The organism is Paenibacillus sp. FSL H3-0321 (assembly GCF_038002865.1).
Classification (GTDB): Bacteria; Bacillota; Bacilli; order Paenibacillales; family Paenibacillaceae; genus Paenibacillus_AQ.
The window spans coordinates 3,095,075-3,117,928 of sequence record NZ_JBBODH010000001.1; the positions used below are offsets into that span (position 1 = coordinate 3,095,075).

General features: G+C 50.3%; 16 protein-coding genes. 4 read left to right on the plus strand and 12 right to left on the minus strand.

The features are described 5' to 3' along the window. Nucleotide 1: 1 nt before the first annotated feature. From MHI45_RS13535 to MHI45_RS13585, 11 genes are all read right to left on the minus strand, one after another. A complete protein-coding gene (locus MHI45_RS13535) occupies nucleotides 2–979 on the minus strand; it encodes an ABC transporter permease (RefSeq protein ID WP_076112565.1) in 978 nt (325 codons plus the stop codon). Between the two features lie 74 nt (nucleotides 980–1,053). Beyond that, the gene (locus tag MHI45_RS13540; RefSeq protein WP_076112564.1) at nucleotides 1,054–2,754 is read right to left on the minus strand and encodes an extracellular solute-binding protein; all 1,701 of its coding nucleotides are present in this window, start codon (nucleotides 2,752–2,754) and stop codon (nucleotides 1,054–1,056) included. Between the two features lie 114 nt (nucleotides 2,755–2,868). Further along, on the minus strand, nucleotides 2,869–4,407 hold the full coding sequence (locus MHI45_RS13545; RefSeq protein WP_076112563.1) for a response regulator transcription factor: 1,539 nt from the start codon (nucleotides 4,405–4,407) through the stop codon (nucleotides 2,869–2,871). Next, nucleotides 4,404–6,230 (minus strand): sensor histidine kinase, encoded by a 1,827-nt coding sequence (locus MHI45_RS13550; protein WP_076112562.1) that lies wholly within the window; start codon nucleotides 6,228–6,230, stop codon nucleotides 4,404–4,406. The genes MHI45_RS13545 and MHI45_RS13550 overlap by 4 nt, the downstream gene beginning before the upstream one ends. Before the next feature lie 20 nt (nucleotides 6,231–6,250). Then, on the minus strand, nucleotides 6,251–7,792 hold the full coding sequence (locus tag MHI45_RS13555; RefSeq protein ID WP_076112561.1) for a response regulator transcription factor: 1,542 nt from the start codon (nucleotides 7,790–7,792) through the stop codon (nucleotides 6,251–6,253). Nucleotides 7,793–8,044: 252 nt separating this feature from the next. Next, complete coding sequence (locus MHI45_RS13560) at nucleotides 8,045–9,451, minus strand: ADP-ribosylglycohydrolase family protein (protein WP_076112560.1); 1,407 nt, start codon at nucleotides 9,449–9,451, stop codon at nucleotides 8,045–8,047. Between the two features lie 3 nt (nucleotides 9,452–9,454). Next, nucleotides 9,455–10,411: a nucleoside hydrolase gene (locus tag MHI45_RS13565; protein ID WP_076112559.1), complete on the minus strand. Its 957-nt coding sequence runs from the start codon at nucleotides 10,409–10,411 to the stop codon at nucleotides 9,455–9,457. A 37-nt stretch (nucleotides 10,412–10,448) separates the two neighbouring features. Continuing rightward, nucleotides 10,449–11,387 (minus strand): ABC transporter permease, encoded by a 939-nt coding sequence (locus tag MHI45_RS13570; RefSeq protein WP_038596443.1) that lies wholly within the window; start codon nucleotides 11,385–11,387, stop codon nucleotides 10,449–10,451. After that, nucleotides 11,384–12,433 (minus strand): ABC transporter permease, encoded by a 1,050-nt coding sequence (locus MHI45_RS13575; protein WP_038596445.1) that lies wholly within the window; start codon nucleotides 12,431–12,433, stop codon nucleotides 11,384–11,386. Before MHI45_RS13575 ends, MHI45_RS13570 begins: the two co-directional genes overlap by 4 nt. Then, nucleotides 12,426–13,988, minus strand: a complete 1,563-nt coding sequence (locus tag MHI45_RS13580; protein ID WP_076112558.1) for an ABC transporter ATP-binding protein — start codon at nucleotides 13,986–13,988, stop codon at nucleotides 12,426–12,428. The genes MHI45_RS13575 and MHI45_RS13580 overlap by 8 nt, the downstream gene beginning before the upstream one ends. A gap of 108 nt (nucleotides 13,989–14,096) precedes the next feature. Continuing rightward, nucleotides 14,097–15,233 carry a BMP family ABC transporter substrate-binding protein gene (locus MHI45_RS13585; RefSeq protein ID WP_038596449.1) on the minus strand — a complete coding sequence of 379 codons (1,137 nt, stop codon included), beginning with the start codon at nucleotides 15,231–15,233 and terminating at the stop codon, nucleotides 14,097–14,099. Nucleotides 15,234–15,560: 327 nt separating this feature from the next. On the opposite strand from MHI45_RS13585, the gene MHI45_RS13590 reads away from it, so the two are divergent. The 4 genes from MHI45_RS13590 to MHI45_RS13605 all read left to right on the plus strand — a co-directional run bounded on the left by MHI45_RS13590 (nucleotide 15,561) and on the right by MHI45_RS13605 (nucleotide 20,979). Further along, the gene (locus tag MHI45_RS13590) at nucleotides 15,561–16,310 is read left to right on the plus strand and encodes an AraC family transcriptional regulator (protein WP_076112557.1); all 750 of its coding nucleotides are present in this window, start codon (nucleotides 15,561–15,563) and stop codon (nucleotides 16,308–16,310) included. A gap of 312 nt (nucleotides 16,311–16,622) precedes the next feature. Continuing rightward, nucleotides 16,623–18,854 (plus strand): AraC family transcriptional regulator, encoded by a 2,232-nt coding sequence (locus tag MHI45_RS13595; protein WP_076112556.1) that lies wholly within the window; start codon nucleotides 16,623–16,625, stop codon nucleotides 18,852–18,854. A 343-nt stretch (nucleotides 18,855–19,197) separates the two neighbouring features. Continuing rightward, entirely contained in the window at nucleotides 19,198–20,313 is a 1,116-nt protein-coding gene (locus MHI45_RS13600; RefSeq protein WP_076112555.1) for a TolB family protein, read from the plus strand. Between the two features lie 63 nt (nucleotides 20,314–20,376). Further along, nucleotides 20,377–20,979 carry a class I SAM-dependent methyltransferase gene (locus MHI45_RS13605; protein WP_076112554.1) on the plus strand — a complete coding sequence of 201 codons (603 nt, stop codon included), beginning with the start codon at nucleotides 20,377–20,379 and terminating at the stop codon, nucleotides 20,977–20,979. Between the two features lie 252 nt (nucleotides 20,980–21,231). On the opposite strand, the gene MHI45_RS13610 is transcribed toward MHI45_RS13605, so the two are convergent. Next, complete coding sequence (locus tag MHI45_RS13610; RefSeq protein WP_340896528.1) at nucleotides 21,232–22,830, minus strand: extracellular solute-binding protein; 1,599 nt, start codon at nucleotides 22,828–22,830, stop codon at nucleotides 21,232–21,234. Nucleotides 22,831–22,854 lie beyond the last annotated feature (24 nt).

Here is a 22,854-nt window from a genome sequence, read left to right on the forward strand (position 1 = left end):
GTTATAACAGCCTCTCTTCCCCAAGCCGCTTAGAAATTCCGTTAGCCATAAGCAGCAATGTTACGCTGACGACGGTTTTAAAAATCCCGCCAGCAGTCGCGAGTGAATAATTCCCTTGGGCAAGCCCGTATTTAAGCACGAATATATCTATCGTTTCCGCCCAGTCCACAACAAGCCCGTTGCCGAGCAGGTACTGAACCTCAAAGCCCGCTTCCAGGACATGCCCTATGGACATAATCATCAGAATTACGATCGTTGCTTTAATACCAGGCAAAGTTACAAACATCATTTTCTTGTAGCGGTTCGCGCCGTCAATTTCGGCGGCTTCATAAAGTGCTGGATCAATGGAGGCAATGGCCGCGAGATAAATAATCGTATTCCAGCCGACTTCCTTCCAGACATGCGAGGCGCCTACTATTCCCCAGAAATACTTGCCTTCACTGAGCCATAGAATCGGCTCTTTAATCAGATGCAGCTTCATCAGAACGATGTTGACAATCCCGTCATTGATGGACAGCGAGGTGGCCACAATGCCGGTAACAATAATCCAGGACAAAAAGTGCGGCAGATAGGAAATCGTCTGCACGGTTCTTTTCCAGAACACCTTCTTGATTTCATTCAGCAGCAGCGCGAGTACGATGGCCGTAACAAAACCAAGCACAAGATTGATAATCCCCATCGCCAATGTATTGCGCAGCACCCGGAGGAAATTATCATCGGTAAACAGAAACTTGAATTGCTTCAATCCTACCCATTCCTGTTCGCTGAAGGACTTGGCCGGCTTGTAATTCTGGAAAGCCATTGTCCAGCCCCAGACGGGGACATAGGCAAAAAGAATAATATAGAGCATTAGAGGTACAGACATCCATATGAGCTGATTCTGGCTTTTGATCAACGACCAGGTGACGGGCCGCTTCTTCTTCTTCTTCTTTTTCTTGGGATGCCGGACGACGGTATCTATTTCTAGGGTCTCATCCATAGTAGTTGTCTCCCCACTCAATCATTTTAATTTAGCAGGTGGAAGGCCGGAACCGGCCCCCCACCTATGCTTCGTTATTTACTCCAGTTATCAATTCTCCATTTAATCTGCTCATTGATCTTGTCTTCATAAGCCTTTACATTGGCCTTCTTAACCTCTCCGACATAATCGCCCCAGACGGAATCAAATTCTGCCGGGCTGGCAAGGATGGCTTTAGGCAGGAACTTTGTCGACAATTCATTCAGCTTGGTGTTGGCGATTTTGGCATCCGAGCCTTCCACCAAATCGATGGACCAGGCCGGGTAATAGACAGGGTTAGCAGGGGGTTCGCTGAAGAAATCGACATAGCTGTTAAAGCCATAAGCATCCAGGAACTCCTTGTCAAAAGGTTTTAAGCCGGCTTGATATTCTTCAGGCTGCTCGGATACGCCGGTGGCATTGCCGTCGTTGAAGCTGCCCTCAATTTTAGGCATCCAGCTGTACAGCGATTTGGCCTTGTTGGCAAGCTGCCATGTCGCATCTGTAGCTTTATCGCGCTGCTCCTGTGTTCTCATGAAGCGGCCTTTCTCGTTCACGATGTAATCCTCGCCTTCAATCCCCCAGGCAAACGTCTTCTGCCAGTCTTCGCTGATCAGTGTATCCAACAGTTTGATAATCTTCACCGGATCTTTAGCGTTGATGCTGATACCGAAGCCGTTGTTCAGGTTCAAAGCCGCTCTATCGCGATAGTAGTCTTTAGTAGCCGTATCGTATACAAGCGGAAGACCTACGTAAGTACGCTCGATTTTATTCTGCGTGGTCAGCGATTCTTCGGCAGAGCCAAAGTTCCAGTGCTGGTCAAACATCCCCAGAACCGTACCGCTGGACAGCTTCGCCATATACTGGTCATAGTTCTGAACAAAGGTCTCTTTGTCAATCAGGCCCTTCTGATTGACTTCGTTCAGTTTCTGGTAGTATTGCTTGGCATAATCTTTGTCTGCGAAAATTTCGGCCACGCCGTCATTTACAACTACACCGCCATCGTTCGGATGGCCGATCAGATGCTGCGGCGCATTGAACAGACCCCAGTTTCTCCAGTCAGAGTTAAGAATTTCGAACCCGATGGTCGGGCTTCCGTCAATCTTTGGATATTTCTCCTTATATTTTTCAATCAGATCGAAATATTCATCAAGCGTCTTGACCTTTGGATAACCGAACTCCTTGAGAATTGCCTTTTGAATCCAGAAGGCAGGACCCGAATAATAGGCACTATTGACCTTACCGTTGTACACCCCGTAATTTGGCAGGATATAAATATGTCCGTCATTCGGGTCTTTCATCATGTTCCAGTAATCGGCGTAATGCGCTTTCAAATTCGGTGCGTATTGTTCAATCAAATCTTCAAGCGGAATGTAGGCGCCTGCAGCCGTCAGCTTCGTATTGCCCGTCATCATATCCGGGTAATCCTGGCCGGCAATCATAACACCCAGCTTCTGGTTGATGTCGCCCGCCAAAAATTCAAAATTGAAGCTGGCACCCGTTTCTTCTTTGATTTTCTTGTAAATCTTATTGTCCGGCGTCGGCTGCTGTCCGGCTTCGCCGAGGAAGATGCTAATGTTGAACGGCTCGACTTTGTCGCCTGAAGTTGCAGCCGCCGTAGTTTGTGCTCCACCGGTCTCTTCCACTTTAGCCTTGTTCTTGGTGTTGTTGTTCCCGCCGCATCCGGCGAGGGTAAAGCTCAGGGATAACAGCATAATCAGGGAAAACTTAAACGTTGTTTTAGACTTGCCCCCCATAAAGCACCTCCATAATTTTTTGACGCCGCATCTTGTAAGCACTTACATTTATAAATTATAGAGGTGATAATGCCTGTAAAATACGACTGAATTAAAGGTGTATCCCCAAAAAGTTTAGAACTTTGCATTCCGGTATTCATTCGGTCCCATATGCATTTTCTTCTCAAATTGCTTCAGAAACTGTCCATAATTGGCATAGCCCACCTGCTCGGCAATTTCTGAAAGCTTTAATTTATGCTCACGCAGCAGCACCGTGGCCTCCGCGATCCGCAGGTTATGAAGCTGCTCATTGAAGTTGATTCCGTTCTTCTTCATTAGCAGCTGTCCCAGATAAACCGGGTGCAGGAAAAAGACTTCTGCCAGCTTCTGAATGCTCAGGCTTTCACGGTAATGCTGCTGGATATACTGATTGATCTCCCGCACGATTCCGTGCGAGCACTCGTCCTGCTCCTGCAGAAGCAGTTCAATACTGCTCTCGCCGAAGGTCCGCAGGTGGTCCATTAACCCGCTCAAACTCATCATGGAATGCTGAATTTCAGGAAGCTTAAAGGCCTTGGCTGCATTCTCCCCATGTTCTCCCCCCGCTTCAGGGGTCAGCTCCTGTATGCGGTACATAATATGAATTGCAAACTTCTTCACTACCTCCGGGGCGACCCGCTTCTCCCGAAAGCCGCGGGCTGCCTCATCCACAGCCTGGCGGTAACCGGCAATATCCAATGTATTGACCGGGCTGAGCAAGGCATCGATCAGCCGGATAGGATCATAGTGATAGCTGAATGTCTGCTCCCGGATCTCCCGATAGGCCAACAATCCGGAATTCTCCGGCTGGTAGAAATAATGCATAAGCGCTTCTTTGGCCGTCCGGTAACAGTTCGCTATACAGCACAAGGATTCTTCATGGTCTCCACCCGCAATAAATAAGGGCTGGCCAGGGTACGCCTCCCGCAAGGCAAGCGTCAGCTCATGAATGCCGTCGCCCTCCACGGCATGCGGGGAACTCGCATACACAATGCCGAAGCTTCCGGCGTCCAGATCAATCAAATACATCACAGCTTTCCCGGTCAGCAGGGATGCCGCCTTTTCTCTTACCTCTGCGTACATTTCCGGCGCACTTTGAATCAGGCACAGGTTCCAGTAGCTGATGCCCTCCGACAGCCTGGCATACAGCGCAGTATAGGTCTTGTCTACCGGATTTTCATTCAGCAGTTCCTTAATAAGAGTGCTACTCTCCTCCGACGTCGCGATCAGATTCATCATCCGGCTGCGGGTCTCCTGCTTCAGCTCCTGGTGTATTTCCCGCAATTCCTCCGCCGCCTCTTCCGGAAATACCGGTTTGAGCAGATAATGGTTAATGCCGTACCGGATAGCTGTCTGGGCATATTCGAACTCGCTGTAGCCGCTCAATATGGCAAATTTAATCTCTCTTTGGCCCTCCCGCTGCCAGGCGGCAATCATCTCCAGCCCGTTCAGCAACGGCATATTCACATCCGTAATGACCAGATCCGGCTCTAGCTCCTTCATCTGCTGCAGCCCTTGCCTGCCATTGCTGCTGGTTCCGCACACTTCGAACCCCAGCTCCTGCCAATCAATCCATAGCAGCATACCCTCCAGGGCACTCGGTTCATCATCAATCAACAGCACTTTATACTTCATAAGTTCCCCTCATTTCCCGGCGGACTAATTTGTTCAAGCAGCTTAAGCGGGATACCGAAGGAAACTACCGTCCCCTGGTTCGGCGCACTGACAATCTCAAAGCGTACCTGATCCGCATAATTCAGCTCCAGTCTGCGGTACACGTTGCGGAGTCCGATGTTCGCTCGAGAGGAGTCCTCCGTGGAGATCGCGGACAACAGCCCTTTCAGCTTCGCGGCTTCCATCCCTTTGCCGTTATCCGAAACCGTGATCTGCAGGCGGTTATCCTGAACCGCTGCCCTCACCCTAATAATGCCAAGCCCCTCTATGGTCTGCAGGCCGTGCTTGCAGGAATTCTCCACAAGCGGCTGCATGCTCAGCTTCGGAATCTTGTACCGCAGCGCCTGCTCATCAATGTCAAACTGATAGTCAAATTTATCCCTGAACCTAAACTTTTCAATCTTCAGATACATCTCAATAAACGACATTTCCTCCTGCACCGACACCACATCCTCCTTCCAGCTGAGCAGCCTGCGCAGCAGCTTCGACAAGCTCTTCACAATATCTGTCACATCGGAGTAGTTGTTTTTGGTGCAGACAACAAGAATTGCATTTAAGGTATTGAACAGAAAATGCGGGTTCATCTGGCTTTGCAGGAAATTGAGCTCCGCCCTGACCCGCTCCATCTCCAGATTCTTGCTCTGAATCTCCAGCTTATACACATCATTAATCAACGAATTGATCCTGGAGGTCATCCGGTTGAAATTATGGATCAGGCCGCCGATCTCATCCCGGCCCTCGTCGATGCGGATCAGCTCAAACTTTTCGTTCGATACCTTCTGCATATGTCTGGACAGCCGTTTCACGCGGTAATTATAGGATCTTAACATCACGTAGATAAAGCAGGAGGTCAGCAGGGTGACTGTTGTCGCCAGAACTGCCGCATACAGCTGCATATCCAGAATGGCCTGGGTAAGCCGCTCTCCCTGGGTAATTCCGATAATTCTCCAGCCCTTGAGGTAGTTGGCTGTGCCTACAGCCACAACATGAACGTCCTCCTGCTGGCCGTCATCCAGCTGTTCTAACAGCGGATACGGCTCATCTGTCACCCGCTGGTAACCGCCGTCCGCTGACATGACGATCTGATTCTGCTCATTGACCAGGTACAGGCTCAGATAGTCTTTTTCCCTGACAATGATGTCGTAAATTTCACTAAGATCCAGATCAATCCGCAGCAGCTTATCAAATTTATTCAGTGAGCTGTAATTATCCATCTGCTCAACCACGCTGAGCATGGGAATGGAAGAGGTGCCGAGCTCGTTCTCGCTGTTCCTGTAAGCGGTGACAACAACCCGGTTGCCAGATGCTCTCGTCTGCTTGTACCATTCGCTCTTCCAGACCTTCTGGTTCATGACCTGATAGTTGCCGCCGGACACAATCGATGTATTATTGGTGAATACACTGATCCGCTCGATCTGATTATTCACCGGCATATAGCTGTTGAGCCGGTCCCGCAGCTGCTCATCATAGGTATTGTAAAAGTCAATCGAGTCCTTATACGTCCGGTCCAGCATTTCATACAGACTCTTATCCGCAGACAGCGTGTAGCTGACAGCTACGCCACCTTCGATAAAATCATGAACGTCCTTTCGCGCCCGCTCCAAAGAAATCTCCAGGTTCTGCTGCTCCCTTGATTTGATCAAATCCGAGATCCGGTCCAGAAAGACCAGATTGATTACCATAATCGGCAACAGCACACCCACGATGTAAATGAGGATGAACTTATAATTCAGGGGAATGTCGTTGACGATATTTCCGAATCTTCTTACTTTTTTGGTTTCCATGCCTCATGCACCCGGCTTTCTTAGAGCTGCTTATTCTTTTTGGCATTTTTATAGACCGAGGGCACAACACCCACGATCAGCTTGAATTTATCGATAAAATAATCCGTATTGGAGAACCCAACTTGAAGGGCAATATCGGAGATTTTCAGCTGCGTCCGCTTAAGAAGTCCTTTCGCGGCTTCAATGCGTTTCTCATTCAAATACTCGCTGAAGCTGCGGCCTGTCTCTTTACGGAACAGTTGTCCCAAATAAGCGGAATTCATGTGGAATTGTCTCGCCAGCTCCTGAAGCTGCAGCTTGTTGCGGAATTCAAGATCGACATACTGGATAACGTTAAAAATCGTATTCCCTTCATTGGCGCTGTGCAGCTCTGCCAGATAGACAGCTGTCTGCCTGCATAGTCCATCCGCGTATTTGCCCAGCATAAAATAATCACCGAGACTGCCGAGTTCTCCATATTCCTTCTGAAGCTCATTCATAAGGGTAGCCGGGTCCCCGTTCATCTCCGCCAGCAGCCGGCATAACGTCATCTCCAGGTGAGCCACCTGAGCCTGTACCGCTTCAACAGTCAGCAGCTGTTCTGCAAAAGAAGAGAATAGTTCCCTGATACTGGGCTCAATTCCAGCCGTATCGTTAGCCTTAACCTTCTCCAGCAGCCTCTCCAGATTGTCATTCTGAAGCTCCGCCCCTGTACTCATTCTCTTGAGGTCACTATAAAAAAAGACTCCGCCCTTCTCCCGGTGGTACTTCAGCTTCCATACTTCAAGCGTCTGCGAATAAATTTCCCGCATGGACTCTATCCCGTTCATTCTGTCACTGATCATGATGGCTGCCGGCTCAAGCAGCTGTTCCGCAAGTGCTTTCTGGAGCCTTCTGGCATTCTCCGCCAGACTATCGCAGCTGATCGAAGCCGACTGAATCATCATGCCCGACCGGCCCGCCGCATCCTGAAAGAAACAAGTGGATTCCCAGGGGAAATAATCATTTAGGCGCTGGTCGATATCGACGGCGGTATAAGGCGGGGCGATAAGAATGCATACCAGCTCCGTATCCGGCTGCAGGTTCAGCAGATTGACCGCCATAACCCGCAGCTCTTCACTATGCTCACCCTGAATCAGACGAGTGATCAGATTATTTACGATAAATGCCCGCTTTTTCTGACGATCCATATTGGAAGCGATTTCATTTTGAATGATCGTTTGCATCTTGCCCAGCAAGGACTCGATTTCTTCGTCGTCGATCGGCTTCAGCAGGTATTGATCCACCCGCTGGCGGAGCGCGGTCCGGGCATACTGGAAATCGTCATAACCGCTTAGAATGACAAACTTTGGCGGCTTGGCCATACTTACATTTAGCTTGGCAATCAATTCGAGACCATTGAATACGGGCATATTGATATCCGTTAATACTAAATCCGGCTTCTGCTCCTGGATAAGCCTGAGCGCATCCGGGCCGTTCAGGGCTTCCCCGCATATCTCGAAACCGAACTTCCCCCAATTCACCATCGTTCTCAGACCTTCAAGAACCCACGGTTCATCGTCAACAAGCATGACCTTCAGCATGAGTCTCGCTCCTTCATATCCTTTTTTTATAGAGAGATACGTTAGCAAAATTACTATAGATCATGCTAACACAGATAGACTAAGTTATGGAATAGGTCCTGGGCATAAATACTGTATCCAAGATAACTTCCCATTTCAGTAAATTACAGGCATTAACCAAGGTACTCCCGCAGAAGCCGCAGATCTTTCGGATACAAAAAGGGATGTTCCCCGGCCTTCTTTACAAGGCTGTGGAACATCCCTATGTTTCACTCAAACTTGCTGTTCTTGTGTCTCAAGCTCCTTGCGGATCTTCAGAAATACCTGATAACTCCGTTCGGCGCATTCCGATATGGCTATCGGATGGAAGCCGGGCAGATCGGCGTATAGTGTGTCATTCAGCGGCGCTGTCCAGCTCGCCGGCAGCTCCTTCGCGCCAAGCTTCGCTCCCATAATCGAGCCGACCGTGGCACCGTTGCAATCCGTATCCATCCCGCCGTATACAGAGGTGACTACGGCCTTCTCGAAATCATTGCCGCCGTAGACAAGTGAGGCGGCGACCAGCGCAGCATTATTATTGGTGTGCACCGGATCATAATGGCTGAATTGATCCCAGATTGTGCTCACCAGCTCACGTTCGCTTTTGGCCTTCCGGCCAATATCGATTCCGCGTTTCACATCACTGGCCAGACGGCTTGTGCTTGGGATCTCGCTGAGCCCGATCTCCAGGATGCGCTCGTTATCCTGCTCGGCGAAGGCGGCGGATATCATCGCGGCATTCAGCATCTCCCCATAGATTCCGTTCTTCACATGCGAGAAGGAGGCGTCCCGCCAGCCCAGCTCCGCCGCGAGCTCCGGATACCCGGCCGCCCCGTAGGCCAAACCGTCCGCACGTATTGCGGCGCCGATCCATTCACGGTACGGATTGAGAAACATGCGCACACGTTCCTGCCGCTGCGGCCAATCCGCCGGCTTTTCTCCATGCATATGGGAAGTTTCCCGGGCAAAATTCATGTAAGCCTGGGTCTCTGCTGTGCAGACCTGGCTATACGTCAGATTTCCATGCCACAGCTTACCGACATCCCACGAATCCCAGTCCAGGCCTTTCTGCTCCAGCAGCATCAGACCGAGGACCGTATAGCGGATATCGTCGTCACTCTCCATGTACCGGATGGTCTCCCGGGTACTGGTAAAGGACCAGCCGCTTAAGCCCAGACCGTATTCCTTCTCCGCCCGTGAATGCTCCGGGGTATAGCCGGTAATCGGCCACGCGTCAGCACCCTGGAACCACAGCTCAATATTCTGCCAGCCCGGCCGGCCGTCTTTGCCATACAGGTAATCCCAATATTCCAGCGGCTTACCCAGCGCACAGCCGACACTTCTGCCCAACCAAGCCCCGTAGAACTTGTCCCTCCACTCCGCAGGACTCCACCGGGCGTCAAGCTTCCGCGGTCCATCCGGGCGCAGGCTGCGGATTTCCGCAAGACCCGACGGCTCCCGGTACGGGAAATCCTCACCTACCTTGAGCTCCATCAGCTCGCGGTATACCTCCATAAGCTTCATTTCATCGCTTCCGGCGGCGGCAAGCTTGTCTGTCAGACTGCCGGCCTGGCAGCCTTCTTCCATCCGCTGCAGCAGTTCCAGCCGGACCGTCTCCTGAAGCTGTTCCCATCCAGCCATCCGCTAGTTCCCCCCGGACGCAAGCAGAAGCTCACCGTCAAGTCTGTCCAGCGAATCAAACAGCAGCTTCATGAATGCTTCCCGGTCGATCCCCAGCAGCACCTCCGTGTTCGCGGCGCGGTCCGGTTTCTTCCTTCTGTCGGCCACGGTCATCCCACGGGTCAGCTTGCCTTCCGTCTCCACCGTGACATACAAATGCTGTGATTCGAATAGCTCCGGGTGCAGCAGCCAGGCCACGGCACACGGATCATGCAGCGCGTTGCCGACATAGCCCATTTTTTTGCCATATATCGAATAGAAATCAAGCAGCTCCCCTACCATGACGGAGACCGGTCCCCGGCGTTTCAGTTCGAGAATTTCATCCTCAAATATAGCCGCCTGATCGGTCACATCCAGACCGCTCATCACAATCGGAATACCGGATTCATAGACGATCCGGGCTGCCTCCGGGTCAACATAAATGTTGAACTCTGCGGTCACTGTTACATTTCCGTATGCCAAGCCGCCGCCCATCAGTGAAATTTTCTCAATTCTTTCCTTCACCTCTGGGTAAGCGGTGATCAGCAGGGCAATATTCGTTAAAGGCGCCATCGGCACAAGTGTAATCTTCTCCTCCGAAGAGCGGATAATATCCAGCATAAATTCTACCGCCCCCTGATCTACAGGCTTGAATTTGCTGGCCGGAAGTGCCGGGCCGTCCATCCCGGATTCCCCATGCGCTTCTGCGCCCGTAACCAGCTTGCCAAGCAGCGGACCTACTGCTCCTTTGGCCACAGGAATGTCGGCATTTACAAAGCTGAGCACCTTCAACGCGTTGTCGGTAATTTTGTCCAGAATCTGGTTGCCCCCAACCGTCGTAATTCCCCGGATCTCCAGCTGCTCCGGATGAGCCAGCGCGAGCAGAATGGCAATCGCGTCATCATGCCCCGGATCGCAGTCAATAATTATAGGTGTTGGCATAACGTTCGCTCCCTTGTGTGTGTATCTGAATTCCGAATTATTTCGTGGTCGTAGTTTTTATTTTGCGGTTCTTCTTCCGGGTCTCGGAGACCGCGTAAATCACCAGGCCGATGACCGTTGCCACATAAGGTAGCGTCGCAATCAGCTCCGCCGGGATCTTCAGCACCTGGAGCGCATTGGATAGCGCATCAGCGGCCCCGAACAGGAGTGAGGTAAGCGCCGTTCCGACCGTTGTGCTCCGGCCCATTGATTCTGCCGCAATAGCAATCCAGCCCCGGCCTGCAATCATATCGCGGGTAAAGAGTGACAGATAACCCATCGACATATAAGCGCCGCCCAGGCTGGCAAAAAAACCGCTAAGCAGCAGAGCCGCATATTGAATCTTGATCACACTGACACCAACCGACTGGGCTGCATGCGGATTCTCCCCTACGGAACGGATGCGCAGGCCAAGCGGTGTACGGTTCAGCAGGTAATAGACGATCAGCACAGACAGTATAGAGAAATAGGTCAGAATATGGTGCCCCGAGAGGATTGGGCCAAGCACCGGAATATCCTTCAGCAGCGGAATCTGCACACTCGGCAGCACCTTGCTCGCCAGGGAGGTGGAAGAACCCTTGTCCCCGCTGAGCAGATACAGGATAAATACCGTCCCTCCGGATGCGAACATGTTGATCGCCACACCGCCGAGAATGATATGCGTCTTGAATCTCAGGGTGAAAAAAGCCAGAATTCCGGCGATGATCGTCCCCGACAGCACCGCACCGAGCAGCCCTATCCAGGCACTATGGCTATAGGCACTTACAATAACACCGGCCAAGGCGGACACCAGCATGATCCCTTCCATCCCGATATTGATAATACCCGCCCGGTTTGAGATCAGCGCACCCAGCGCGGCGAACAGAATTGGCGTCGTTACACGCAGCAGAGAGAACGCAAAGTCCGTGGTAAAAATAACATCCAGCAGGCTGTTCATACGTTATTTTTCGCCTCCTTCAGCAGCATCCGGTTCTTCCAGAATTTCAGGAACTGTTCAGCGGAAATCAGCAGAATAATGACAGCCTGGATGATCGAGATCATCTCGGAAGGCACATCGGACAGGCGTGCCATCAGATCCGCTCCAATACGGATATACGCAAGGAAAAGCGCCGAGGCGATCACGGACAGCGGGTTATTTTTGGCCAGCATCGCAACAAGTGCACCGTCCATGCCGTAACCCGGCAGTGAGGTCCACTGGAACCGGTTGTACATCCCCAGCACCTCCACCGATCCGCCCATTCCGGCGATAAATCCTGCAATCAGGTGGACGAGGATGATGACCTTGGCGGTCTTCATTCCCGAGTAGCGGGCAAACTCCCGGTTCACACCGGTCATCCGCAGCTCATAGCCCCACTTGGTTTTGTAGAGGAACAGATGGGCGAGCACAATAAGCACCAGCACGATAATAAGACCGGTATGAATCCGGGTTCCCTGAAAGATTTTATCCAGCTGCGCCGTCTTCTCGAATTTAAAAGAAACGTTGGCGAATGCCTTGGCATCACGAAGATGATAGTTGAGCAGATACAGGCCAATCCCGAACAGGATATTGTTGAACATTAAAGAGGTAACGAGTTCGTTGGCATTCCACTTGGCCTTGAGAATTCCGGGAATCGCCGACAGCAAAGCGCCTACAATCGAACCGGCTGCAATCGCCACAAGCGGATGAATCCAGCTGTTCAGGGTCAAATGGATCGCCAGCACCGAGGTCACTACCCCGGAGAAATAAAAGATTCCTTCCGCACCAAGGTTGAACATATTGGCCCGGAACAGCAGGGAGACGGCCAGACCCGTGAACATCAGCGGAATGGCCATCTCGATCACGTTGCCGATATGCCCTTTCGTGGATATAGGCTCCCATAAGAAAATGCCAATCGTCTTGAGCGGCTGGTCACTGACCAGCGAGATGATCATAAAGGCGATGACCAGGGCAATCAATATGACCGCTGTTGTCCGGATTGCCTCAAAATATTTGACTTTAAACATGGTTTTCGGCCCTCCCGGTGTGCTGCTTGTCCTGCCGGTTGATCCCCAGCATATATAGTCCGAGCTCCTCTTCGCTGACCTTAGAAGGCTCATCGAAGCAGGCAACAATCTGACCTTCATACATCACGAGTAACTGATCGCTCAGCTCCAGAATTTCATTCAAGTCCGCCGACACCAGTACAATGGCACAGCTGCCGGAACGCAGCTCCAGCAGCTTCTGGTGAATGAACTGGGCCGCGCCGATATCCACGCCCCGGGTCGGCTGCTCGGCAATCAGCAGCTCCGGCCCGGTCGAACATTCCCGCGCCACTACAACCTTCTGCATATTTCCTCCCGACAGCATGGCAATCGGCTGCTGCGGTCCTGAGCAGCGCACTTTGAACTCCTCTACCAATGAAGCGGCCAGGCTGGCAATTCTGGAGCCATGCAGAAGAGGCCCTTTATTCATATCCTTGGAGCGGTAACGGGTAGAGATCAGGTTATCGGAAATGCTGGCCTCCCCGGCTGAGCCCTGCCGCATCCGGTCCTCTGGAATATAAGAGACACCCAGTCCGCGAATGTCACGGATATCTGATTCACGGATCTCCGTCCCTTTCACCTTGACTGATCCGGTACAAGACACCCCGCGAAGTCCGCCAGTCAGAGCCTCAATCAGCTGCGACTGCCCATTGCCTTCCACACCGGCAATTCCGACAATCTGCCCTGCGCGGACAGAGAAATTGACGTCCGACAGCAGCGCCTTGCCCTGACTGTCATGGACACCCAGGCTTTCTACCGAAAGCACGGAGTTCCCAAGAGCCACGTTGTCCTTGTCATATTTCAAGACCACATCCCGGCCCACCATCAGCCGTGAAATTTCCTGCTCCGTTACATCCTTCGTCTGAAAGACACCTTCGCTTCTGCCGCCGCGCATGATCGAAATCCGGTCGCAGATCGCTTTGACCTCCTTCAGCTTGTGTGAAATAAACACAATCGTATGACCCTGCTCCCTAAGCTGCTGCAGCTCATGGAACAGCTCTTCCGTTTCCTGCGGAGTCAGAACCGCTGTCGGCTCGTCCAGAATCAGGATTTTGGCACCGCGCACCAGTGCCTTCAGAATCTCCACCTTCTGCTTCATGCCGACGGTAAGATCCTCGACCTTGGCTTTGGCATTCACCGCAAGGTTATATTTACGCGCCGTCTCTTCGGTCAACCGCACGGCTTCGTTGTAGTTGAAGCTCACGCCTTTGCGCGGCTCCATGCCAAGCACCATATTCTCGGCTACTGTAAAGGAAGGCACCAGCATGAAATGCTGATGGACCATGCCAATGCCCCGGTCAATGGCGTCCTGGGGGGATTGCAGCTTCACCTTTTCACCCCTGATGTAGATCTCGCCTTCACTCGGCTCTTCCATCCCGAACATAATCTTCATCAGGGTCGATTTGCCGGCCCCATTCTCTCCCGCAATCGCATGGATCTCTCCTTCACGCAGAGAAAAGTGAACGTCTTTGTTTGCAACGACGCCATTTGGATATACTTTGGTAATTCCCCGCATTTCCAGCAGAGCGTTCTGCATGGGTCATCAACGCCTTTCAACTTAGGTGTCTGCAAAAATAGGCAGCTGGAAATCTTCTTGCGGAAGAATTCCAACTGCATGAGTTAACATGTTAAATCATAAATACGATTAAGGTTTAACGGCATTACGGATAGCTTCAACTTCCGAGGTTTCCATGCCCATTGCATTGTCTACAGTAATCTCTTTGTTGATGAGCTTCTGCTTCACTTCTTCAACTTTGGCCTGCAGGTCAGCCGGGTAGACGCTTTTATAGATCTCGTTCTCTGCAATGCCCACGCCGTCTTCCACAAAGCCGAGCACATCACGTTTGCCCATTTCAAGCGTTCCGTCCTGCAGCTTCTTCACTGCTCCAAGAATGGCACTGTCGATCTTTTTTATCGCGGATGTAACAATCAGGTTGGCTTTGTCGTTGTCTGTATCTTTCAGCAGCATCGCTTGGTCGGAATCGACGCCGATGGCATATTTGGTCTTCTCTTTGGCAGCATCGAAGATTCCAAGACCAGTTCCGCCCGCTACGTTGAAGATAATGTCCACGCCGGAGTTGTATTGAATCAGCGACAGCTCTTTCCCTTTTGCCGGGTTCACGAAATCGCCCGCATAGGATACTGCCACCTTCACCTCAGGATCAACATATTGCGCGCCCTGAATGTAACCTACCAGAAAAGCATTGATTCCGGGAATATCCATTCCGCCTACAAACCCGATGATGTTCTCCTTATTCGCATTCGGCATATCGGATTGCGTAGCCAATGCTGCTGCCGCACCAGCCAAGAAGGATACTTCATTGGTGGAATAGGACATGTTGTACATATTGGCAGGTGCTTCTTCGATGTCCGTGTCATAGTTGATGAATTTTTTATCCGGATTGGCTTCAGCCGTTGCATTGAACATCTCTGTAATTTCCGATCCGCCCGAAATAACAACATCCCAATCCTCGGCGGCGATATCGTTAAACGTAGGCTCCCATTTCGTCTTGTCGGTTCCCATTTCTACAACCTTGGTTTCCGCACCAAGCTCATCCTTCACCTTCTGCAGACCATTATTGGCCGCATCAAAAAATGATTTATCTCCAAGCGTTCCCGGAATCAGCAGCACGACCTTGAGCTTGTCCCCTGCAGCCGCTTCTCCGCCTTCTGCATCATTTGCAGAATTTGCTGTATTTCCATTGCCGGACGTATTATTTCCGCAAGCCGTGACAAGTACCATTACCATGAGCAACAATAAAGCAAGAACGTTCTTTTTCATTTTTTTGTTCACACCCCTGTTTGTAGTTGGTTTAACTTAAAGAAATGGCTGAATGTCCCAATTGCACGTTTTGTGTTATAGCGATGACCCCGTTGAGTTTCGGCAAATTCATAAAAACTATGAAAATTAGTGAATTACTTTCAAAAGCAAACATTACATGGATATAAATCTTGAAAAACCGGGCAATTCCCGAACGAGATGGCCAGTCTGGTTGCGAATCTTCGGTTTAATTGATACGATCATAACAAATAAGGCAGCAAATATTTATATGGATTCGGTCAGGTTTTTGCACGATTCGGCTAAATGACAGAATAACGGAGGATCACAATGGATCGAGTCCTATATATTGTAAGTGCAGATCATGAAGCTAATACTTATATCCCACCGCATCAGCATGAATGCTTCGAACTGATTTATTACATCCAGGGGCTTGGTTCCTCGAATGTGGGGACCCGCAACTATCATTTCCGGCCCTATTCATTCGCGCTGATCCCGCCCAACTTTAAGCATGATGAGAAACACACGCCTGAGGCGGATGTTCTGTTCGTAGGGTTTATCTGCAGCCATCCGAATCTCCGCGCTTTAGCCGGAGTCTATGACGACGACAAGGATCAGACCGTGCTGCAGATCATGCTGCGGATGAAAGAGGAGTTCTCCCGCAAACGGGATGGCTACACTGAGCTTATGAATCTGCAGATGAGTGAGATCATCGTTCATCTGCTGCGGCTGCTTGGCACGGGACATACGCCATCTCCTTCAGAGGACCAGATGCAGTATGTTCTGAACTATATGGACGAGCATTACCGCCATAAGCTTTCGGTTCAATCGCTCGCAGAAATGTCCGGCTACAGCTATGACAGGTTCCGGCATTTATTCAAGGAAAGATTCGGACATTCTCCGCTCCGTTATCTTCTGTTAAAGCGGATTAATTATGCGAAATCACTGCTGCTTCATACCCAAATGCAAATCGCTGAGGTTTCAGCTGCTGCAGGGTTTGTAAACGATGCCCAATTCTGCAATATGTTCAAAAGAGAGGTTGGCCTCTCCCCCCGGACCTTCCGGAAGAAGAGTAAATGAAATAAAGACCAGACGAGAGGAAGCGATTTAGCTTCCTCTCGTCTGGTCTTTTGGTCTGATGGAACGCAAGCACCTTTACAGGGTGTAACGGTCACTCCCCGTAACCCAGCTCCTTTAGTTGCACAACCGCCGTGTCGAGGTAGCTTTTGTACACAGATATTGGATTTGTTCACTCCTCGGGAATTCATCCTGTTCACTATTGTAATCTTGCTCTACTGTTCTGTTCATAGGGTGAAGTTTATAATTATACTGTGAACAATATAGAGAGGGCTTATTATCGCCAGTACAGACAATGAAGTCAGGGGGATGTCAATGAGACTGAATAAGATTGGCAACAAAAGAGCACTGTACAGCAAAATATTAGTCAGTATGACGTTATGCGTGTCCTTAACCTTCCTCGTCTCCACGATCATTTATTACAACTACTATATTGGCGTCGAAAAGACGCAGGCCTTCCGCTCCGACCTTAGCGACCTCACCAAAACAAGCAGAGAGGTTGTAAACATGAACGATGCTGCACAATCGCTTTCCTTTCAAATCTACCGTAACAGCACTGTCTCCAAAATTGTACTTTACGACAAGCCGGATATTTACGACGTCACGGCCGCCATGTCCGAGCTTGGTAATTATTTAAGTTCGATGCCATACATCGAGTCCATTTATGTCTATAATCCGAAAAGCGAAAAACTCTACATTGCCTCCTCCAGCGGACAAAACGGTGTATTTACCGAGCAGGAACTGGTGGATAAGAACATTCTGGACATCCTGAACCACTATGAGGAATATAAGCCGTTTATGCCGATTCCGCGGGTCTATTCCAATGGTGCCGAGGAGGACGATCAGGTCCGGGCTTATACCTTTCTATGCTTTGATGCCATCGGCTGGGACCGGGCGATTAATTCAGCAGTGATTGTGAACATCTCCGCACCCTGGATCAACAAAGAGATTACCAGTCCTGTAGATTCCAAAAGCTCGACCTTTATCCTGGCAGACCATGGCGCCTTCCTGTCTAGCAACAGCCTGGAGCAGCAGGAGCTTTCCCCGGAGGAAACCCGCTGGATCGAGCAAAAAGTCAAGGGCGATTCCGCAGGTTATTTTATCGGCAAATTTGCTGGAGAGAACTCACTGATTTCTTATACCGCCCCGGATGCTTTAAGCTGGCAGTATGTGCGGATCACGCCGTATGACATCATCACCGAGCAGACCGACAACATCCGGAACGCTACCCTGCTCATTGCAGTCATTATTCTGGTGGGAGGCATCGGGCTGTCCTGGATCATGTCGAAAAGGCTGTATCTGCCCATTCACCGGATCGTCAGCGAGATGAATATTCTCGAAAGCGAAAAACGTGACAGCATGTTTATGATTAGGCAAAATACGGTGCGCGATCTGGTGCTGGGGTTAAAGCCGCTGCAATCCATGCAACAGGTGGAGAAGCTGAGGCAGCTTGGCATTCATTTCACGTTCAATGACGATTACCGCCTCATCCTGCTGCGGATTGACAACTACAATGAATTCAGGGAAGCCAGATCCTCTTATTTGCTGGCCTACAAATTTGCCATTATGAACATCGCTTCGGAAATCTGCGGCCAGACCTACCGTGTGGAGACCGTGGATATGAATGATGACGGCATACTGGTGCTGCTGAATATCATTGATCCTGTAGAATATACCGATACAGGACTGATCGAGACGCTGCTGCGGCAGATTCAGCAGGCCTGCTCCGATTATCTGAAGGTGAGCCTCACTCTTACCTACAGCCATATTGACCGGAATGCCCTGCAGCTGCATCAGCTTTACAAGCAGGTCCGGGAAGCTTCAAATCACCGTCTGTTCTACGGGCATGGCTGCATCATCAGCGCCCAGGCCGTTAGCAGTCTTCAGGCCAATACCTACCACTATCCGACCGAGAAGGAAAAGAAACTTATCGACGCTCTGATGAGCGGAAAAGTGGAGGACGCCCAGGAGCATTTTAGCGCCATCCTCCGTGAAGCGGAATCTTATCCGTTCCACACCGTGCAGTTAGCGTTGTCCAGGCTTAGTGTGACGATCAAAGAAATCATCAGTACCGTCCAAAAACGTAACCGTTTACAATGTGATGGGACATCAGGGCTGCCCGCTCTGGATTCCGTAGAAACCGTTGCTGAGCTGGAAGAAGCCTTCTTCGTGCTGTTCAGTGAAATGCGGGAGCAGCTCGCTGAGAAAAAAAGCTCAAAGCAGCATGATCTGATCCTTCTGATTAATCAGAAAATAAACGAGAATTATATGGAGCCGAACCTTAGCCTGAACCAGATCGCGGACGAGCTTGATATGTCCCCGATCTATATCAGCCGGCTATACAAGCAGCAGACCATGTCCAGCATCGTGGACATCATTCTGGAGGTGCGCATGCGTGAAGTATGCAGTCTGCTGGAGAGTACCGATCTCCCGGTAACTATCATCGCCGAGCGCTGCGGCTTTACCAGCAGCTCCTACCTGCACCGGATGTTCAAGCGCACCTTCGGCACCACCCCCACCGATTACCGGCGTTCCAAAAACGCGTGAAAAAAGGGGCTGGTCCTGCACGCATCATTAAACTATATAAGTTGAACTTTAGACTTACTGAACGGCATAGAATGCAACTGCGGTGAATGTTTGGACTTCCGGCCGCTGTTGTCTACAGATTTCTTGATTTATACCGCTATTTGCGGTTGAAATCCGTAGACAAAGGCGGTCACTATCGCTCCTACAGTTCCAAACTTCCCCTCCGCTGCTTTTGCCTCTAGGTAGTTCTTTAGTTCAACTTTTATAACGTGCAGTATCACGCAACAAATCGCTTCCAGTATACGTCTTTAATGTAACGGGGTTCCATTCCTGATTGTAACCAGAACTCTAGGAGGCGATTCAAATGAAGAAAATCCTGATCATTAAGCTGGCCATTGTTCCGGCGTTGCTGATGACTCTCGCTACCTGCAATACAGATCAGGCTGGAAACAGAGATGTCCTCCAAGAGCCGGTGAATACTCCAACAGTCAGTGACGATGCCGATAAAGAAGCAAGCTGGCCTGCTGTTTCCGTGGCAAAAATTGACCGCTATGAGAATATAGCCATCTCCGGCTGGCTGGATGAAGATACTGTTGTTATTTCAAAAGAAAACGAAAATTTGGGCAAAATGAGCCTGGAAGAGCTGTCAGATTCCTACCCCAAAAGCTTGTATCTATACCATTTGAAGACCAAGCAATACGAATTGTTAAAAGAAAAGAAGGATACGTTCCTGGGCGACGCTGTCTTATCCTCCGATAAGAAGCATCTGCTATATAGCGAATTCTCCTTAGGCGATCCTGTCTTTCATGTGATGGACCTGGATACTTTGGATTCCTTCGGCATCACGGGCGAGCCAATCGGAGGGGCTCTTAGCGCCCGCTGGGACGAGAATGAAACAGTTATTGGCCCTGCCTACAGCGGCGGTGCCTTTACAGCAAGTACCTCTGGGGAGATCGCGGCGGTGCCTGGGTTAGAGGGGGAAACCCTGTTTAGTGTTCAAAAAATGAAGGATAAAATTTATTACATTCCCAGCTCCGATGGATCATTACAAGTACTGGATCTAAATACAAAGGAAAAGGCAAGCTTGAACCCGGATCAGGTCAGCGGAATATTCCCGTCGCCGGACGGAAAGCAAATGCTGGTGTTACAATATAAAGAATCCCAACAAACACTGATCCTTTGCGACGCAGACGGGGGAAATCAAAAAAACATCGCAGAAGGCACTGAGCTTGGCGGCATTTCATGGTCACCGGATCAGCAGATGATTGCCTACAGCCTGAAACCCGAGGTGAACGGCACAACTGTTTACAGCCTTTATCTCTACGATCTGTTAACCGGTAAGTCCACTCAGATTGCGGGTGATCTCAAAAATCTGACAACTGTTTGGAGCCCTTCGGGCAGCGAACTGGCCTATACTGAATGGAGTGAGAAGCAAACTAACAGCAGTATTGTCCATTTAACGTATGTGCCGCAAAAATAGATGGAGCTGACGGAGAATTGGCGATTCATTTCTGAACTTACTACATTGCAAGGTGGGAGATCGGTGGAGAAGCAGAAGCTAATACGTATCTTTGATAAGCAGGCAAACCAATATGATAACAAAAGAGAAGATCCGCAACAAAAACGTTGGCGCCAACAGCTTTTAAGTCATGCGAAGGGCGAGGTGCTTGAGCTTGCCGTGGGGGCAGGTGCGAATTTCCCGTTTTATCCTCCAGACATAAAGGTTACCGCAACTGACTTTAGTGAAGCGATGCTAGAGAAAGCAAAACGGGCGGCACAACATCACCATATTGCGGGTACTTTTATTTGTTCGGATATTGAAGAAATGAGCTTCTCCGATCATTCATTCGACACCATTGTTTCTACGTTATCCTTCTGCAGTTATGATAATCCATTAATGGTGTTGAATAAGATCAACCGCTGGTGCAGACCGAATGGGCAAATTCTTCTCATGGAGCATGGGATCAGCTCTAACCCTGCGGTTTCTGTTGTCCAAAAAGCACTTAATCCGCTGTTATATCGTACTTATGGCTGTCACTATACTAGGAACATTTTAGGACTGATCACAGAGTCGGGTCTCAAAATTAATAAAGTGGAAAGCTACTGGCTTAACATGGTTCATCTGATTTGGGCGAGCCCGAGGTAATATCGGCAGTGGCCGCCTCCTCTACTCTCCTCCCCCTTGCCCCGAAAGCCGTTGGCAGGGGGCTTTTGCCAGCTGTACTTGGAGAACCACCATTAAGGTGAAAGCAGCGGAGGGGAAGTTTGGAACTGTAGGAGCGCCAGCGGCCGAAAGTCCAAACATTCCACGCAGCTGCCCAGCACCAAAATGCCCTTCCCCCTGAGCAAAGCACAGCAAAAAGCCCCGCCAGCCATAGGCTTTCGGGGCACCTCTGCACTACTTAATACCTTTCTCCGCCACATAAGCGTTCCACTGCTTTGTCCATTCGGCCTGGATCTTCTCCAGCCCGGCTTGCTTAGCCTTCTGCATAAAGGTTTCCAGCCCTTTATCAATATCATCCACTAGACCTGCCTCAAGCGGGAAGAGGTATTGCTTCTCCACTTGCTCCAGTGCCGCTTTTTCCGCCTGATATGAGGAATAGTCTTCCGCAAAGCCCAGGAACAGGTCAGGCTTCTGAATTTTGTCCAGCTCTTCGAAGATAGCCTTCACACCATCAAAACCTTTGTCGAACAGCATGAATTCCGGATTTCTCCACGCCCAGCCGTTCATCCCCTCACGGGAGAAGCCATTGGATTGGCTCGTGCCGACCAGTTTGTAGTAGCCGTCTTCCACGGTGTAATTCTTGCCTTCAATACCGTATTCCGTCAACTGGTTATACCGTTTGTCCAGGACCAGCTTCTGATAGAAAGCAAGTGCTCTTTCCGGATTTTTGCTGTTCTTCGGAATGGCAAAACCATTGTGTATCGGATGTACCGGTGTAGCATAACCTGTGGTTTTCCCGAACGGATAATAGCCCAGCTCCCAATCGGGATGTGTCGTGCTGATCTTCATCTTCATGTCATTATAGCGTGTCGGGTTATCCCCGAACATGCTGGCCGCTTTGCCGGAGGTGACCGGGTCCTGCATCGTGTCTTTGATATTCAGCACGTTTTTAGGAATGAAGCCTTTGTCTGCCCAGCGTTTCATCGTTTTCAGCTCTTCTTTTTGCTCATCGGAACCCCAGTAGGTGTATACGGTAGCAGGAGATTCATACTTCACACCCATACCATAAGGCAGCGCTCCAACCATTTTGTTCAGTTCAGTATAAATGTAGTGCAGATTATTGCCGATATCGCTGTTGAGGGACATTGGCATCATATCCGGCTCGTTCTTGGCAATGCCGTCCATATAGGCCTCATAGCTGGCCAGATCGGTGGGCTGTGGAAGATTGTATTTCTTGCGCAGATCCTCCCGCCATACGAAACCGTTGGTCACATACTCTTTATAAGTCGCAGGAACCGTATAGATTTTACCATCCACCTTCACATCTTCCCACATGGACTCAGGTACAAATTTCTGCAGCTCCGGGGCCGCCTTTGGCAGCAATTCATCAATGGCCAGGAACGCGCCGCGTTTCGCATAAGATTGGTACTGGGTCCAGTCCGCTGTAAAAATCAGATCAATCGCCTGGCCGGAAGACAGCAGCAGCTTATATTTCTGGTCCCAATCCGTCCAGCTCGTATAGTTGAATTTAACGGTAGCATTCAGTTCTTCCTGAGCCATCTTGTTAATTTCCTCTTGAATCACCGGCAGATCCTTAGGGGCATCCCCAAGCATATAGAACTGCAGCTCCACCTTCTTCGAAGTGTCAATTCCGGTATCTGCCGGGGCAGCCGTGCTGCTGTCTGTTTTCACGGCTGTGCCTGCATTACCGTCTGTTTCACTGCTTGTGCTGTTGTTGCCGCTGTTATTGCCGCCACATCCCGCGAGCAGCGAAAGAGCCAGCGCAGCTGTCGTAAGCGTTACCAGTGATCTTCTGCCTGCTTTCTTTTTCATGATGAACCCTCCTAAAGTTTTGTT